Source organism: Heyndrickxia sp. FSL K6-6286, assembly GCF_038630395.1.
In the GTDB taxonomy this organism is placed as follows: domain Bacteria; phylum Bacillota; class Bacilli; order Bacillales; family Bacillaceae_C; genus Heyndrickxia; species Heyndrickxia oleronia.
The window spans coordinates 1,142,560-1,158,556 of record NZ_CP152029.1 but is presented as its reverse complement, the minus strand read 5'-3'; the positions used below and the strand labels follow the sequence as shown (position 1 = coordinate 1,158,556).

15 protein-coding genes are annotated in these 15,997 nt (G+C 36.2%); 5 read left to right on the top strand and 10 right to left on the bottom strand.

What is annotated here, in order from left to right:
* Positions 1–26 precede the first annotated feature (26 nt).
* The 7 genes from MHI39_RS05760 to MHI39_RS05730 all read right to left on the bottom strand — a co-directional run bounded on the left by MHI39_RS05760 (position 27) and on the right by MHI39_RS05730 (position 6,215).
* Positions 27–665: a FusB/FusC family EF-G-binding protein gene (locus tag MHI39_RS05760; RefSeq protein WP_071975064.1), complete on the bottom strand. Its 639-nt coding sequence runs from the start codon at positions 663–665 to the stop codon at positions 27–29.
* 153 nt (positions 666–818) lie between these two features.
* A complete protein-coding gene (locus MHI39_RS05755) occupies positions 819–1,082 on the bottom strand; it encodes a CD3324 family protein (RefSeq protein ID WP_058003560.1) in 264 nt (87 codons plus the stop codon).
* Between the two features lie 373 nt (positions 1,083–1,455).
* Positions 1,456–2,220 carry a MerR family transcriptional regulator gene (locus MHI39_RS05750; protein WP_342540884.1) on the bottom strand — a complete coding sequence of 255 codons (765 nt, stop codon included), beginning with the start codon at positions 2,218–2,220 and terminating at the stop codon, positions 1,456–1,458.
* A gap of 17 nt (positions 2,221–2,237) precedes the next feature.
* Entirely contained in the window at positions 2,238–3,032 is a 795-nt protein-coding gene (locus tag MHI39_RS05745) for a VOC family protein (RefSeq protein WP_235849802.1), read from the bottom strand.
* Positions 3,033–3,234: 202 nt separating this feature from the next.
* Positions 3,235–3,423 (bottom strand): DUF4177 domain-containing protein, encoded by a 189-nt coding sequence (locus tag MHI39_RS05740; protein ID WP_071975067.1) that lies wholly within the window; start codon positions 3,421–3,423, stop codon positions 3,235–3,237.
* A gap of 619 nt (positions 3,424–4,042) precedes the next feature.
* Positions 4,043–4,912, bottom strand: coding sequence for an RNA polymerase sigma-70 factor (locus MHI39_RS05735; RefSeq protein ID WP_342540883.1), 870 nt, complete (start codon positions 4,910–4,912; stop codon positions 4,043–4,045).
* 4 nt (positions 4,913–4,916) lie between these two features.
* The gene (locus tag MHI39_RS05730) at positions 4,917–6,215 is read right to left on the bottom strand and encodes an FAD-dependent oxidoreductase (RefSeq protein ID WP_342540881.1); all 1,299 of its coding nucleotides are present in this window, start codon (positions 6,213–6,215) and stop codon (positions 4,917–4,919) included.
* A 512-nt stretch (positions 6,216–6,727) separates the two neighbouring features.
* On the opposite strand from MHI39_RS05730, the gene MHI39_RS05725 reads away from it, so the two are divergent.
* Positions 6,728–7,231: a Crp/Fnr family transcriptional regulator gene (locus MHI39_RS05725; RefSeq protein ID WP_278892304.1), complete on the top strand. Its 504-nt coding sequence runs from the start codon at positions 6,728–6,730 to the stop codon at positions 7,229–7,231.
* Between the two features lie 210 nt (positions 7,232–7,441).
* Here MHI39_RS05725 and glmS read toward each other — a convergent pair whose 3' ends face one another.
* The 3 genes from glmS to MHI39_RS05710 form a co-directional block, all read right to left on the bottom strand.
* On the bottom strand, positions 7,442–9,277 hold the full coding sequence (gene glmS, locus MHI39_RS05720) for a glutamine--fructose-6-phosphate transaminase (isomerizing) (protein ID WP_342540880.1): 1,836 nt from the start codon (positions 9,275–9,277) through the stop codon (positions 7,442–7,444).
* A gap of 357 nt (positions 9,278–9,634) precedes the next feature.
* On the bottom strand, positions 9,635–10,663 hold the full coding sequence (locus MHI39_RS05715; RefSeq protein ID WP_342540879.1) for a HAMP domain-containing methyl-accepting chemotaxis protein: 1,029 nt from the start codon (positions 10,661–10,663) through the stop codon (positions 9,635–9,637).
* A 102-nt stretch (positions 10,664–10,765) separates the two neighbouring features.
* A complete protein-coding gene (locus tag MHI39_RS05710; protein ID WP_342540877.1) occupies positions 10,766–11,611 on the bottom strand; it encodes a cache domain-containing protein in 846 nt (281 codons plus the stop codon).
* A 431-nt stretch (positions 11,612–12,042) separates the two neighbouring features.
* Between MHI39_RS05710 and MHI39_RS05705 the strand changes: the two genes are divergently transcribed.
* From MHI39_RS05705 to MHI39_RS05690, 4 genes are all read left to right on the top strand, one after another.
* Positions 12,043–12,588 carry an IseA DL-endopeptidase inhibitor family protein gene (locus MHI39_RS05705; protein ID WP_278892300.1) on the top strand — a complete coding sequence of 182 codons (546 nt, stop codon included), beginning with the start codon at positions 12,043–12,045 and terminating at the stop codon, positions 12,586–12,588.
* 319 nt (positions 12,589–12,907) lie between these two features.
* Entirely contained in the window at positions 12,908–14,167 is a 1,260-nt protein-coding gene (locus MHI39_RS05700) for a glycosyl hydrolase family 18 protein (protein WP_058003552.1), read from the top strand.
* Between the two features lie 173 nt (positions 14,168–14,340).
* A complete protein-coding gene (sigX, locus tag MHI39_RS05695; RefSeq protein WP_071975073.1) occupies positions 14,341–14,892 on the top strand; it encodes an RNA polymerase sigma factor SigX in 552 nt (183 codons plus the stop codon).
* Complete coding sequence (locus tag MHI39_RS05690; RefSeq protein ID WP_342540873.1) at positions 14,867–15,976, top strand: hypothetical protein; 1,110 nt, start codon at positions 14,867–14,869, stop codon at positions 15,974–15,976. Before sigX ends, MHI39_RS05690 begins: the two co-directional genes overlap by 26 nt.
* Positions 15,977–15,997: the final 21 nt, after the last annotated feature.

The window sequence follows — 15,997 nt, the reverse complement described above, 5'->3', positions numbered from 1 at the left end:
ATCAGGCAGCCGCTATTGGAATACACTCATTTTTTAACCCGTTCAATAAATTCATGAAGTTTATCTACAGAAGTTAAATTTTGATTGCATTTTAGACTATCTATACAAATATAATTTCCTTTTTTAATAAACGTATCTCGCACCTCACCCTTTTTTTCTGTTAAGAATAATCCAACTTCCTCATGCTTATTACATAAAGCACAGATTCCTTTTTGTTGAATCTTTTTAAAGGATCCTTGTAAACCAACAAGTTTATTGTTAAGCATGGCCACAAGATATTTCTTACTAGATCCTTCGTCAATCCAACTTAAATAGGAAATTTCTCTTAAATCCATATCTTCAATTGCTGGTACCTTTAATTTCTTTGCTTTCGGAAACAGCTTTTTTATGGCTTGCTGTGAGACTGATTTGAAAGGAACTACATAAGGCACTATTGTAGCTAAAAATTTCTCAGCATCCGCTGTATCTTGTACATTTATTATTGGTTGAATGAGTTCTTCCTGTTCCTCAGTTAATTCTTCAAATAATTGAACGACCTTTTCCTTTGCTAATGATTTTAGTGCTTGAAGGACATTTCCATCGTTAACAGTTGAATGGCCGTTTATTAAAATTTGTGTTTGTTGCTTTATAAAATGATATTGATCACTTCTTATGAAAGGATCCATGATTTTCAACTCCTAAACTTCAGATTCCTTTTAACTATAGAAGATCATCGTACCTATTGAAAGGTAGAAAATATGTCGGAAATGAACTATACCTAAAAAGGCACTCGTCAACTACCAAGGAGACAACTCCTTCATTGACAGTGCCTTTTCCATTTATTTAGCATAAACAATTTTTTTTATCGTTTCGATTGAAAGGAAATATTCATCTGCCAATTGATCGATTGTTGTGCCGTTTTTAAATGCTTTTTTTATCATCGCATTACGTTGATCAATGTATTTCCTTCCACCAGAGCGAGTCCCCCATTTCTGGTGATTGTTCCGAGGTTTCGGTATATAGATTGTTTCCCCCTGAACATATTTCTGAATTTCCATAATGAGATTCTCAGGTAAAACGGTTGATGCTTTTACATATTTCAATTTTGCCAGCCCCTTATTATTTTATATTTATAAATAAGGTGCAAAGCCAAAATATTAGAAATGCAAAATTAAATATGGGCGATTGTTTATTTTAGTATTGTCCACCCCATGCAAAGTATCGCCTTTCCAATAATAGGCTTTGCATGAGTAGCTACAGACTCTAGCAATTTGGGTTCTATTGCCATTCTTATCACCTCCCAAATTGTGTTAGTAAAAAACGTTTTTTCTTATTATAAAACAAATTAGTTTAGAAAACATCTTGAGTGGTTATAAAATAATAATTTTTTTCTTATAATAACAGCCACAAGCTACTCCATATTTTTGGGATTTTCCGCTATAAATTATATAAAACGATTCGGTTTTTTTTCAAAAATTATTTTACAACTGGAATTAAATAATCAAAGGTACTCGCATCTATGTTCGAATATCTCTCTAGCTTCGAACCTATTGGTTGAAATCCGTAGCGGATGATAACCTGTATATAAGAAAAGCAAAAAAGTGCATCTTCTGGTTTACAGTCCTGTAAAACTGCAAATAGGGTTGGAGAAACTTTTTCAATTCTAAAATCTTTATGATCTCCTGTCAAAGAATTATTTAGAACCTCAAACCCGATCTCTCCTATTATTTTGTCCTCAGTAATCGTTTCAGTTTTTACATATACCTGTTCAGAGCATGTTACTCCAAGTTTTTCTAATTGACTTTTTGCAGTAGTAAAATGCTTTTGAAAAGGATTCGGCTGCCTTGGCGAATGAACCCTCTGCCACACAAAATACTTTTCTGTCTCACAATTTGATAATAATAGTGTTTGTTGCGGATTTTCTACATTGATGCCACCAATATATTTTTGAGCTGCAAGGAGGACCTCCGTTCTTTTGTTCAAGTCCTCTCTCCAACGATCAAGTATCTTTTTTTTCTCCTGATCATTCACTGTAAAATATAGCTTTATATCCTGGATTGAAATACCTGCCTGTCTAAGCGAATCAATCATTTTTGCCTGATATATTTGATCGAACGAATAGGCCCTATAACCATTTTCCAACCTGACAAATGGCACTAATAATCTCTTTTTATCATAAAATCTCAGTTTACTAGGGGGGAGTCCTGTCCTTTTTGAAAATTCCTTTATCGTAAGATTCATTTCATCTGTCCATCTTTTTATTTGTACGACCAAATATTTATTCGGTTATTATCAGAATCATATATATGAAATCCACCCCAACCATTTATTGGGTCTCCTGCAATTTCTGATGGTTTGATCCCATTACGAATTAATTTATTGTATTCTTCAAAGAAAACAGCGGGTCTAATATCAAAATAACATCTAGCCTGATGATCACTCGGTTTTTCAACTGAACTTTTCATACTTTGGAGTAACCATATATTATCCCAATATTGTTGTCCTAGCACATTTCTGTCATAAGCATCTTCTGTCCTCAGATGTGCATAACCCTTTTCTACATTCACCTCAACCACTTCAAATCCAAGGTTCTTTGCATACCATTCCGCAGAAACCTTTGGATCTTTAACATAGATTAAGGAATTTACATTTCCGAAACCTAGAATTCCTGATTCCGGGTAGTCATCGGTATCCACTTTCTGCTTGTCCTCGACAAGTGTTAATCTCGCATCGTTAAAAGCAAAAATGTCACAGAATCTTTGACCATTAGGTAAGATATTTGTTTCAGTGAATTTTACCTCTTTTCTTTCTAAGAAGCTTAAGGTGTGATCAAGGTCATAGGTTACAAATACCAGCTTTACTTGTCCCTCATTACTAGAAGATTGTAAGTGCTCATATTCCCCTTCAAATGACTTTATCGTAACCATCCCCGCTTTAGGTAACTTCATAAATCCTTTCCTACCAACCCAAGAAGTAATTTTATCAACACACTCCCATCCCAGTATCTCCTGATACCATTTTACGCAGTTTTCAAACTCCTCTAAATCTACCATGATAAACCCTCCATCCCAGCGATACAAACAATCAACTCCTATAATGTATTTACATATTAAGGTTAAAGGTTAAACCTAGTGCAATGTCAATCTATATATTTTAAAAATTGTGAAATTTTTATCGGTTATTAGCTTATTAAACTTCCACTTCAAGTTAGTAGAGTAACTTCAACAAAAAAGCAGACAAAGCGTCTGCTTAAAACTAATCGATCTTTTTCTCAAAAATCAATTCCATAGTCAGTGCTTGTCCAGCACCGCCAAAAGGGGGAGTTACAATTTGCAATAACTTCCATCCTTCCCTAGCGTTTTCGTGGATGATTGCTTGATAGTCTTTTTTTGGCTTTCCATTTAATGCCCCAACAGGTATAGTTTCAAATTTATATTCATACATGAAAAACACTCCTAAAAATTTATTTATTATTCTCTACGAAAGATACAAAGAAAGGTTTCAAAAATAAGGTGATTAATCCATAGCTATCCTGGACAATTTCATCAGAAGAAATGATTAATCCCTTCCTGCAGAAGCAATGGCTAAATATATGTCTCGTTACACTAGTACAATATAATATATGTGCCCTAATCGGTTAAATCGGGATGATATTAATTAATTTGGGTTATCAATAGAACTAAAAAAACAGCAATAAATGATATTTCATTTTCCTTTATTAAAAACATTGCAATCAATGGTGTAAATTTTTAAGTAAATACTTTTTATCTTTTTAAACTATTGCTTGTTTATCATAAAAAAACAGAGCCTACTTAACAAAATGCGCTTGCAACAAATTATGCGAAAATAGCTTAACAAAAAGATTGACCCAAGTAGGCTCTTAATATATTCGTTTCAAAGGTTGGTCCACCTATACTCTGAGCGATTACAATACGTTGATCCGAATTTTCTCCTTCAGATTTCTGCAAGGCATTTTTTCCGTCAGAAGGTTAATCACCTTACTAAGGTAAAAGCCCCGGAAGTATATAATTTGTATGCTTTCGATAGTGAATAGTATTGACTGTTATTTATTACTTTGTAAGTGTGCTAATTTATCCGGATTTGCCACCATATAAATGCGGGAAATCTTATCATCAAGGAATTCTATTGAGATCACATAGGCGACATAATCATTGATTGATACGACTACTCCTGGATACCCATTCACATCTTTGAATTCCATTTTCGTGTTTTTAGGCAACTTTTTCATAATGCTCGTAAATAAAAAGACAATTCGTTCTGATGTATAGATTGGATTTATCGCAGCTTTTACTTTACCGCCTCCGTCAGAAATAAATACGGAATCTGTCTTCAATAACTCCAGCATTTTATGAATATTCCCTTCTTGAAACGCCATCGTAAATTGTTCTACCCTACTCCTCATAGATTGAAAATCCAATGATACAGCTTTCGGACGATTTTCCATGCCTTTTTTAGCGCGATGGAATATCTGCCTGCAATTAGTAGAAGATTTTTCAATAATAGCTGCAATTTCTTCATAGCTATACTGAAAAACTTCTCGTAATATGAAGACAGCTCGTTCATCCTCAGATAACTGTTGCAAAAGCAAGAGATAAGCGGTCGAGATAGATTCCTTTATCAAATAAGTATGCGAAGGGTCATTTCCTTCATCCACCAATGGTTCTGGCAGCCACTCTCCAACATAAACCTCGCGTTTACTAGCGGAGGAACGCAATTTGTCTATAGAACTATTCATCACAATCTTACATAGATACGATTTCTTGTTTTCAATGACCTTTTTGCTACTTACACTGTTGTAAGTTAAGAATGCCTCCTGTACAAGATCCTCAGCATCCGTAACACTCCCTGTCATTCGGTAGGCAATCGAAAATAACAAAGGTTTATACGTCTGATACAATTGTTCAGTCTCCAAAACGCTACCCTTCCTTTATCACTATCATTTCATTAGCTTTTAAAATTTCTTGCGCCGCACGCTTCCCACTTGCAACTGCAGCATCAGCTAATATTTCTTCATGACCGGTCCAATCTCCTGCAATATACATGCCTTTCATTTCTGGTATACTCGGACCTGGGTTTCCTTTGCGTTTCGAATGTGGGAAATTATATGATACCGTTAGTTTTGGTAAAAACTGTTGGACAACAACCTCATGTCTCCATCCTGGATGAAGCAAATCCATCACCGATTCTAATTGTTGCTTATCTGCATTTACGTTGATTTCTTCTATAGGATTATGATATTTTGCTAGACTTACAACGACCGTACCATCATCACTTAATTTTGCTGCTCGTGATTGATTTGTGAAAAATAATGATTGATCAAGACCGATTGCAAACTGATGTTGTGGAGTAGGTAATTTTTTCAATCCTAGATCAATGCAGCTTGCTGTAATAGGAATCGCCTGTTCATTCCATAGTCCCAATGAGGTATGCTCTGCATCTTTAATCATTTTCACTGCTTCTTTCGGAGGAGCCGTAACGATACAATCCGCTACATCAAGTACTGTTCCATCAGAACAAAGTATGCTTTGATAGTCACCATGATGCTCAATCTTTACGACATTTTTATTCGAAAAGATTTCAACTCCTGAGGCTATAGCCTGCTGCCGAAGTTTCTCCACAATCGTTCCCCAACCTCCATCAACATACAAAACACCGCCCTTCAAAGAACGTTGTACTTGCTTCAATACTGGCTTTGCAAGCTGTAAGGTCGGAGCATTTGTATAAGTCGTCAATCGGCAGATCGAATAAAAAATATGTCTTATCATTGGATCACTTATTTCCGTTTCAGCCCACTCCTTAAGGCTAACTTCTGGAATGGAACCAACATTTAAGTTCATTAACTTTAACATGAACTTGCCGAACACAAACTTCGATTTCCATGATAAAAGGGAAGATGACATAATCGATGAAAAATCTGTTGGAATAACTTGAACTGACTTATTGAGAATGCTATGAATTTGTACAGATTTTGAAGCATTACCACCAGGAATGGATAATCCAAGTTCAGTTAAAATTGTCATAGCATCCCCTGAAAGGTACAGTCCATGCGGTCCCAAATTCATAAGCACTCCATTTTTATCATTCGTTATCGCCCTGCCACCAAGGCGATTCGATTTTTCCAAAACAACGACCTTTTTTCCTTCTCTCACCAATAAACATGCTGCTGTCAATCCAGCCAATCCCCCACCAATAATTACCACATCATATTTAATCATATAAAAATCCCTCCTAGAATCGTTCTGTAATCAAAACGATTGATGAAAGGATTTTGTGACAGCGAAAATGAAATATTTAAAATTTAGTAGGGATAAGATTTCATAAAAGATAACGGTCAAGCACGTATATTTCCCTCGTCTTAAACGAAAACAAGCAAACCCAATAGTTTTTTGCACAGAACTAAAACCTAAGGGACGGGTTGATTACCTTGAAGGTAAATATTACGCGGGCTCGGGAACTAATAAGAGCGATTGGTTACCTTGATGGAGGATTTTACGCGGACACAGGAACTAATAAGAGCGATTGGTTACCTTGATGGAGGATTTTACGCGGACACAGGAACTAATGAGAGCGATTGGTTACCTTGATGGAGGATTTTACGCGGACACGGTAATCTAAGGGAGGGGTTGGTTACCTTGATGGAGGAATTTCCACGGACACGGTAATCTAAGAGAGGGGTTGGTTACCGCGATAGTGAAATTTGCGCGGGCTCGGGAACTAATGAGAGCGATTGGTTACCGCGAAGGAGGATTTTACGCGGGTTCGGGAACTAACGAGAGCGATTGGTTACCTTGATGGAGAAAATTGCGCGGGCTCAGGAACTGTTGAATCAAACTGTATTGCAGTAGAGCCTTGTGAAGTATTATGTGTCCCTTTAGAAGTGTACGAAGCACATTTAAAATTTGATAGTAAATTTAATCAACTATTACTTCAGGAATTAGCCTATAAGCTTCGAACTTGCACCATTTCATCAAGAGTAAATGCACTCTCACCTGCAGGAGTACGTTTAGCTGCTTATTTATGCACGGTTGAATCCCCATCACATTTAAATCAATATATAAAAACGAATTCTTTAGAGGATGTTGCCTCATTGATTGGCACTACAAAAAGACATCTAAATCGAATACTCAAGGAATGGACAGAGAAAGGGATTATCAAACGAGAAGAAAAAGAAATTCAAATTTTAAATTGGGACAAGATTAATGAACTCTCAGAAAATGTACGTTTTGAATAGTTATCAACGCGAGAAATTTATCAATTATACTAGTGCTTACATTCAAACCCAACAGTTCCAAGTATAAATATAAAAAATATCCCTTTAGAACATCAAATCTAAAGGGATAACATCGTGAGTATTTTACAAATACTGTTAATGTATTAAACATCTTTTTATAAGAATCGCAACTTTATTTCAAATTAGAATACATATTTTGCATTTGCACCATCATTCCACAGTTAAGCTCTTCGCTAAATTTCGCGGACGGTCCACATCAAAACCACGAACTGTTCCTGCATAGTAAGCTAATAACTGCAATGGAATCGCTGCAACAATCGGCATCAAGAATGGATGAACTTCAGGAATATACATCACTTCATCGACAATTTCACTAATATCATCATCTCCAACAGTAGTCACGCCGATAACAAAAGCATCTCTTGCCTTGATTTCGCGAATATTGCTTATGGTTTTATCACGCAGATGCTTTTGTGTAGATAGAGCGATAACTGGAACTCCAGGAGTAATCAGTGCCATCGTTCCATGCTTCATTTCGCCAGATGCGTAGGCATCTGCATGTAAATATGCAACCTCTTGAAGTTTTAATGCTCCTTCTAATGCCAAAACGTAATCTAAGCCCCGCCCAATTAAGAATAGGCTTTCTTGATCCTCGGTTACTTGTGCAAATTGATCGATCGCATCCTGAGTCATGATCAAGGTTTTTTCCACTTCATTAGGGAGCTGTTCCAATTCCTTGATCATTTCTGGAATACGTTCAATTCCTGGGCCATTTATCGTTTCAGTAAGAACGATCGCTAGAAGCAATAAAACGGTTATTTGAGTGGTATATGCCTTAGTTGCTGGAACGGCTAGCTCCGGGCCGGCATTTGTACATATTGTGTAATCTGCCTTTCTTGCAAGATTGCTGCGTTTACGATTTGTAATGGCAATCGTTTGGCATCCATTCGCTTTTGCCTCTTTTAGAGCAGATAATGTATCAGCTGTTTCACCAGATTGGCTAATGACAATGACGAGATTATGTTCATTTAGTGGTCCATGTTCGTAGCGAAATTCGGAGGAAATGGAGACTTCCACAGGTAGATTTAGCATCGTTTCCATCACTTTTTTCCCAACAATTCCTGCGTGATAAGCTGTACCACTTGCAACAATATCAATTTTTTTAAAGGATTGAAGATTCTCTTTCGTTAATAGATTATTAAGTTCTGGTAATTCGACACCGTTTTCGGTCAAACGCCCCTCTAAGGTTTTTTTAATCTCTTTTGGTTGTTCAATAATCTCCTTTAGCATGTAGTGATCATATTCCTTCATGCTGAAATCATCTTTATCCCATTCTACAATGATTTTATCAGGCTTTACTTCTTTCCCATCAACTGTTTGTACATTAATTCCAGTTGAATGAAGGATGGCTATTTCTCCATTTTTTATTGGATAAATTTCCTTCGTATAAGATAAAAGCGCCGAAATATCAGAGGATAAAAATGCCTCATTTTCACCATATCCGATAATTAATGGATTTTCCTGTGAAATGGCAATAATCGTATCTGGTTGCGATTTTGACATAATCGCCAGAGCAAAGGATCCTTTCAATAATGGGACTACTTTTTTTACTGTTTCTGCAAAATCCCCAGTATCAAAGTGAGCAAGGAGATTAGGGATAACTTCTGTATCCGTTTCGGTTGTAAATGTATGTCCCTCATGGATCAGCATATTTTTTAATGCTCGATAATTTTCAATGATTCCGTTGTGAACAACAATATATTTCTCTTCTACATCACATAGGGGATGAGCATTTGCAACTGAAGGGATCCCATGTGAGGCCCATCTGGTATGACCGATTCCTATATTCCCTCTATTGATTGGTTCAATTTCCAAAAGTGCCTTTAAGTCCTCTATCCGACCTTTTTCCTTACGAATTTCTATCGTTTCTATATTTGAAATTGCCAGTCCTGCTGAATCATACCCACGATAGTCTAAATGGGTTAGACAATCTAAAATGATTGAATGAGCCGATGACTTCCCTATATATCCAACAATTCCACTCATTTCCCCATCACCTCGATTAATTTGTTATGAGTATTATATACGAATTTCTATGGGGTGGGTATCGAAAAGAGCCTAATGTAACAATTGTATGTTTGATGAGTGATTCTTACGTATACAGAGGAAAATTGGGTATTATTGAAGACCAGAAGGATTTATTATTGAACGATGGGAATTTCCGTTAAATAGTTTTATTTTACGTATATTAGAAGCATTTCGGGTGAGCCCCTGCTATTTTCCATAGAATCAGATATTTTTTTAGAATCTAGCGCCCATTATATAGAGAATAACTTACGCTAGTTATACTTCTATTATAGAAAAAAAGAGATTGTCCAATTTTTTAGACAATCCCTTTTTTTACTAGATTTTAAATTTCTTTAGTAATAACTGTAAATCCTCAGCAAGATTGGATAGTGACTTTGCTGAATACGAAATTTCTTGCATGGATGCGACGGTTTCTTCTGTTGTGGATGCCATTTCTTCTGCTGCAGCAGAGTTTTCTTTCGCAATTGCTGCTAGATCATTGGCTACAGAGCTCACCTCTTCAACACTAGCGGTAATTTGCTGAGAGATGGCTGCTACATCTTCCATTTGTGGAGCAATTTCCTTCATTCCGTTTAGGATTTCATAAAATTTCTCAATAGTTTCTTTTGAAATAGAAAGACCTGTTTCAACCTTTTTCGTTGCTTCCTCCATTGTTGATGCAGAAGTCTCCGTTTCCTTTTGGATTTCTGAAATTAATTGCGCAATTTGTAATGCAGATTTCCTTGATTGTTCAGCCAATTTTCTAATTTCCTCTGCGACTACGGCAAACCCTTTGCCCGATTCACCTGCGCGTGCTGCTTCAATCGCTGCATTTAAGGCTAGTAGATTGGTTTGATCCGCGATTCCCGTAATCATTTCAATTATTGACCCAATTTCTTTAGAACGATCAGTAAGAGAGGTGATTTTCATATTTGATTGTTCAACCGAATCATATATCTCTTGCATTTGATCAACAGTTCGATTGACAAATTCTCCACCCTCTTCAGCAAGCTGAGTTGTATTCCGCGTTAGATCCGTAACATGTGCGGTATTATCTGCTACTCGCTGAATACCAAGTGCAATTTCGTCCATTGCATTCGCATTGCTCTCGATTCCTGTTGTCTGGTTTTCGGCACCTTTGGATACCTGTTCGATTGCATCAGCTACCTGTTCTGTTGCACGGGTTGTTTCATCTGCGCTCGCATTTAATTCTTCCGACGAAGCTGACAGTTGGATGGCACTTTCATCAATTTGTTGCACTAGATGTCGAATATTCCCGGCCATGTCGTTGAATGCTTCAGCCAGATCATTGATTTCGTCACTAGTTCGAATTTCAATCTTTTGGGTTAAGTCCCCATCACTCATTCGATAAGCAGCATCCTTTAATCGTAGAAGTGGTTTCGTTATCGATCGAATGATAAAAAAGACAGCGATCCCCCCAATGACTACCGCAATTAAATTAATGATTCAAGTAAATATCATGATTGGCTGTGAAGTATCATTTATTTCTGTATTAAATAGTGCGCCACCAATTTTCCATCCAGTCAGCTTATTGGTGCCAAAAATCATGATATTTTCATAACCTTGGGTCTTATAATCAAATTCCCCTGTGCTTTTTTCATATAATTTTTGATAGAATGATTGCTTTGCCTCAGATCCACCTTTTTCCTCTGGGTGTGCAATAAATCGTTTATTATTATCCAGAATCATCGCATACCCTTTTGAGCCGATATTGATTTTTTTAACAATATCATTCATACCTTGTAAAGATATATCGATTCCAATAACTCCTGATCGATCATTTATTGTTTTCGCTATTGTAACAACCATTTCTCCACTAGTAGCCGATACATATGGCTCAGTAATAATTGTTTCACTTGGTTTTTTTAAGGCTTCCTGGTACCATGGTCTTTGTCTCGGATCATAGTCCTCTGCCATTTTTTTATTAGGAGATTGAATCATTAGCCCTGTTTCTGTTCCAACATATATTGCTTGTACATTTTGATGATAATTCATATAATCATCAAGTTTCGTTCGTACAATTGGACTTTCCATTCCTTGATACTCATTCGACTTAATCGTGCTCGACAAATACTCTGCATCACTTAAATATGGGGCAATAGTATCACTAATAAGGGCATTGAGTGTATCTACATTTTCTCTTGCAGATTTTATTAATAGTTTTTCAATACTATTTTTCGAGTTTAAGTATGCTGCAGTTCCAACAATCATCGTTGGAACTAAAAGCATTATGACAAAAGTAATAACAAGCTTTTTTCGAATCGTTAGCTTAAACTTTTTCTGTTCCTTCATGAAGTTACTCCCTCTTTCATTTCATAGATGTCATTTGAATCATGGTGTCCTCTCTCTTTCTTCCACCATTCCGATCAATTTTGAAATTTTTAAATATTAAGACATTATATTTTACCTCATATTTTTTTATCGACATTTTTTTTAAAGTTTTAACGTTTTTTCAACTGCCAAATGTTTCCTTTATTATTCCTATTTAATAGCGTAGGCTTTTTCAAATTTTGGAATCTATGGCTCTAATGAAATCTAATCTTTATGGGTAGGATTTCAATATTTATAAAACTGATTTCACGTTAAAATAGATCAATATATCAACCGAATTATTGGCGCAAAATCAACAATATAACCATTCTAATCACTCCTCCCTTTTCTTTGTAACGTTTTTAATTCTTACACGTCGAAGTAGTTGAAATGAATTTAGAGGAGGAAATGGAATGAGAAAACTGTTCACAGCAATAATGGCGGTGTTATTGATCCTTAGTATTAATATGACAGCTTCCGCGAAAACTGCTACAGGAGATTTAAAGCCAAAGGAGGCTTTGTCTATTGCCAAAAAGGCTCGTACGCATTATTGGAGTACAATGATTGGTCATAACTTAAACAATAAAAATACAACCTGTAAGGTAGAAACCTTTATTTACAAAGGAACAGATTACCGCTATTTCTGTACTGAATTTAATACAAAGAAGAAGTTGGTATCCTATCTTAATGAAGTATTTACACTGAATGCAATTGAAAAAGGGGTTAAAAAATATCGTTTTATCGAATACAAAGGAAAGCTTGCACAACCTAATGCAGATGGGGGGAGTCTTTTAGATTGGGATAGAGCGAAGGGAAAACTTATTTATTCCAAAAAAGATGTTCGCCTATACGAATTTTCCGTTCCATTAGGTGAGACAGGCGAGCGTTCAAAAGAAAAAGTGACCTTTGTAAAAGTAAAAAATCAATGGCTGATCAATGCAATCGATGCAGTAAAATAAAATAGTTTATGGGGGAGAATGAGGAAAAAGAAAATTTCCTCATTCTTAAAGGCTCTTTCCTTAAACATTGTTGCTAATGAAGTAGTGTATTTTTGACTATTAACTCTCGGTTGTAGATTGCTACATCTTTCATCACTGAGGAATGTGCTGCAAACTCCATAAGACCGTTGAATTCTTTATTGGAAGTAAAAGCCGGTACTTAGGCTTTTACAAAAGCAACAAACTATAAAAACAGCATTCTTATATAATTGATAGCGAATGATGACAAACACTCAGCCATACATTGTTATATATAAGCTATTTTAGGGAGTGTGTTAACATGTTTATTTATACGGTTCAACCTGGGGATTCTGTCTATCAGATAAGTCAAAAATATTCCGTCCCATTTGACCAGATTCGTCTTGCAAACGGGCTGAACCAAACAAATATCGTGCCAGGTCAAGCTTTAGTGATTCCTACTAATACATATATTGTTCAACCCGGTGATAGCTTCTATTCCATCGCAAAAATGGCCTATTTATCTGTAAATCTTCTAATACGTGCCAATCCCACCATTTCTCCCAATCGTTTACAACCTGGGATGAGATTAACTATTCCTAATATTTCTAATTACCAAGCAACCGGATTAGGATTTTATACACTAAGAACACCAGAGCAGGATCAAAGTCTCATCAATAATTTTGCACCGTATGCTACCTATATCGCCTTCTTTGAATACCATTTTTCTATTGATGGTTCTTTAAATACAATAAATGATGCTACTGCTATACGCACAGCTTGGTCACGCCGAGTTAAGCCGTTAATGACGATTACCAATTTAACTGAATCTGGATTTAATGCTCAACTAACCCATCAAATGCTTAATCAGCCCTCGGCTAGAAATAATTTAGTTAACCATATTGATCAAATTGTCACTAATAAAGGATATGCTGGTGTGAATATCGATTTCGAGCAAACTCTTGCAGCAGATAGAGATTTATTCACTGGATTTTTAAGAGAACTTCGAGATCGTTTAAAACCAAAGGGGAAACTGTTGACGGTTGCTGTTCCACCAAAAACAAATGATAATATCCCGTGGCTGCGGGGCTATGATTACGGGGGGATCGGATCTGTTGTCGACTTAATATTTATCATGGCCTATGATTGGCATCACGGGGCAAGTGAACCGGGGCCCATTGCACCCATCAATGAGGTAAGGCAAACATTGCAATTCGCGATCGATAGAATACCAAGAAATAAGATCCTATTAGGTCTTCCACTATATGGCTATAATTGGACTCTTCCCTATGTTGAAGGAACCATCTATCCGGGTATATCAAATCAGAATGCTGTCCAATTGGCTATGAATTATCAGGTTCCTATTCACTATTCCGAAAAAGATCAATCCCCGTATTTTCAATATGTTGATGATCAAGGTATCCAGCACGTCGTTTGGTTTGAGGATGCGCGAAGCATGAGCGTAAAGAGCCTACTGATTCGGGAGTTCCAAATTGAAGGTGCCGGTGTCTGGCAACTCACTCTCGGTTTTCCAGAAGGGCCTTGGATCCTTACAAACTTCTTCCATATAAAAAAGTCCTAGATCCTAATAATAACTAGCTATCCGCTTAAGGGTAGCTTTTTCTATGAACCTTTATAACTCTGATTTTCCTTCAAATCAAAAATATTCCTTGTATTACATTTAAATTAAATTTTTTTAATTTCTGTAACCTTTCCTGTTTCAATTACGACAAATATATTTAGGGGGGTATGGAGATGGAGAATCGGTTTTATGAGTTTTATGAAAAATATCATCAAAACTTATTTCAGTTTTTATTTTATATGGTAAAAAATCGCGAACAAACTGAGGATTTGGTACAGGAAGTATACATTCGCGTATTAAAATCGTATCATCAATTTGAAAATCGAAGCAGTGAAAAAACGTGGGTTTTCTCTATCGCTAAGCATGTAGCCATTGATTTTTTTCGTAAACAAAAAAGATGGAAACATCGGCTAGCAGATACATTTGACATGGAAACTAACCAAATAAGTGATCTATCTCCTCTTCCAGAAGATATTGCCCTTCAAAATGAATCTATCCAATTAATGTATCGTTGCTTAGATAAATGTAAGATTGATCAGCGAATGGTATTAATATTAAGATATATTCAATGCTTAACCATTGCGGAAACAGCTGAAGTGCTCGGATGGACCGAAGGAAAAGTAAAAACTACACAGCATCGAGCATTGAAAGCATTGAAACTTTTAATGGAAGCCGAATTAAAGAAAGGAGATGCAAACTGTGGAAAAATACGATTGGAAAGATAATACGTATAATATAGAAGAATTACTCAAGAAATTTCCGGTCGTAAAAGACCATAGGCAACCGCAGGAAATATATGCAGCCATTTCTCCAAAATTAGTGAAAAGAAAGCGACCGTTCTGGTTGTTTCCTGCTGCTGCATCTTTCGGTGTCCTAGTAGTTGTTTTTATTGTTAGTTCTTCCTTATATAATCATAAACCAATGAATTCCTCCAAAAAAGATAGCAGCAAGCAGGAAACGATGGAAATGGACTTGAACACTCTTCAAGCAAATGATGTACCGAATATTTTTTCTGAAACGAATCAACGCTTTGCTGTACAACCCGAGGAAAACTATCTCACTTTCAGTCTTACTGATCCAAACGATAAAAAAATTATTATTCCTATTAGTATGATTACAGACGAAAAAGAGCTCCCTTCTTTGCGCAATTACAATAATAAAATAAGTATAATGCCATTTGACCAATGGGGGCTTCTTCCAATTGATCTTGACAATGTAACGAAACTTTATACGAAAGATGACAAGCTCATTATTGATATAAAATCACATACTACCTCTTTAGATGACAATACCTTTTTTGAGTCAATAAAAGAGACTTTTCGCTGGCAAAATTATCATGAGATTGAATTATTATCAGACGGAAAGTCCGAAGCCATTTTCCCTGTTGAGGAAGCTGGAAACCATGCGTTTATTGAATATATGTATGATGAGGATCATCCTACCTTTCTTACACCAACAAAGGAGAGGTATGACACTTTGTCAGAAGCAGTCAAATATATGGAGAGTGAAAATTTCAAATGGCACAAGCCTCTACATCCACCGATTCCAGATGGAGTAGATATTGAGAAAATTGAAGGTGACAAAAATAAAGAACATGTAAAGATAACATTTACGAATGATTCAAGTTTACAAAATAATGAAGCCACCACCCTTATGTTAGATAGCCTTTTGCTTACTGCACGCGAATTTGGTTACAAAACGGTAACATTTTCTGGTGCAGAAGACTCATCTATCGAACAAATTGGTCCTATACCATTTCATACAGCCATTACCGTTCCCGTCGCTCCCAACCCGGTAGTATTAGAATAAATTTCTACAAAACTGCACGAT